We start from the raw sequence: 1,009 nt of genomic DNA on the forward strand, positions 1-1,009 counted from the left end.
GTTTCTCCATTTCCTCTTGAGAAATACCACTCTCTTTTTTCTCTTTGGAAACTTCAATTGCACTCCGTAAAGTCCGTAGATCGATTTCATCTTCGATTTTATCCAGTACAGCATTTCGATAAAGTTCGGTCAATGAAGAATTGTGTGCTTTTGCATATTCTAATACCAGTTCTTTTTCATCGTCGGGAATCCTAAATGTAATGGTTGATTGAGACATGATTCTACCTCCGTTCATCATTTGTACTAACATTGTACTAAATAAAATCCTTTTTGTCAATACAACGTTAGTACAAACAAGATTTGCATCATATCCATTATTCAAATTCTTTGAGATAGCACGGTATCGCAAAATCTCTGACTGATCGTTTTAAGAAGCTGGTCATTTTGAAGCGATTTTCTCCAATTTTCAGGGATCACTTCACCCCCGTAAAGAATACCCGCAAGAGCACCAGTTACGGCAGCAGTAGTATCAGTATCCCCTCCTAAATTGACCGCAGTCAATATGGCTGCTTGATAACTATTCGTATTTTGGTTCTGTTGCAAAATATTCTAGCAATCCCTAGGATCATTCACATGACCTTAGGGATTGCGAACAAAATAAAAAACTTAAAAAGCCAATCCCATTATCACTGCCGAAGCATTTTCGTAAAAGGTGTTACCAGCACCTTTTACTACACCTGAATTATAGCAAGTTTTTTTGGTTAGTCAAAATAGCTAGCACAGATATATAGCCTTATTTCCATTAATTCACTAACCTTTTTCTAAAACAATTTGTTCCAGTTCTTGTAGACTTTCAATTTGTATGTCTGCTTCACTCTGATCGATTTGCATTGGTTGTTTTAGTGCCGCCGTATAGATATTTGCTGCCTTTGCTGATTTAATACCAATCGTTGAATCCTCTACTGCAATAAAGAAGTCACAGTCTAATTGCTGTTTCGCTTTTAAATATATTTCGGGATGTGGTTTGCTTTGTTTTAATGACTCACCACTTATAACAAAGGAAAAATAT

The 1,009-nt window shown here is 36.1% G+C and carries 3 protein-coding genes; all 3 read right to left on the reverse strand.

The window, feature by feature from the left end; all coding sequences use genetic code 11:
* A partial coding sequence (gene relB / locus ACFXI4_RS44795) for a type II toxin-antitoxin system RelB family antitoxin (RefSeq protein ID WP_385003494.1) occupies window positions 1-217 on the reverse strand: 217 nt, incomplete at its 3' end.
* A 101-nt stretch (window positions 218-318) separates the two neighbouring features.
* Window positions 319-543: an ADP-ribosylglycohydrolase family protein gene (locus tag ACFXI4_RS44800; protein ID WP_016922343.1), complete on the reverse strand. Its 225-nt coding sequence runs from the start codon at window positions 541-543 to the stop codon at window positions 319-321.
* Between the two features lie 207 nt (window positions 544-750).
* A partial coding sequence (locus tag ACFXI4_RS44805; RefSeq protein WP_385003498.1) for an HAD family hydrolase occupies window positions 751-1,009 on the reverse strand: 259 nt, incomplete at its 5' end.

Origin of the sequence: Streptomyces sp. NPDC059224 (assembly GCF_042754285.1) — a bacterium.
Classification (GTDB): Bacteria; Actinomycetota; Actinomycetes; order Streptomycetales; family Streptomycetaceae; genus Streptomyces.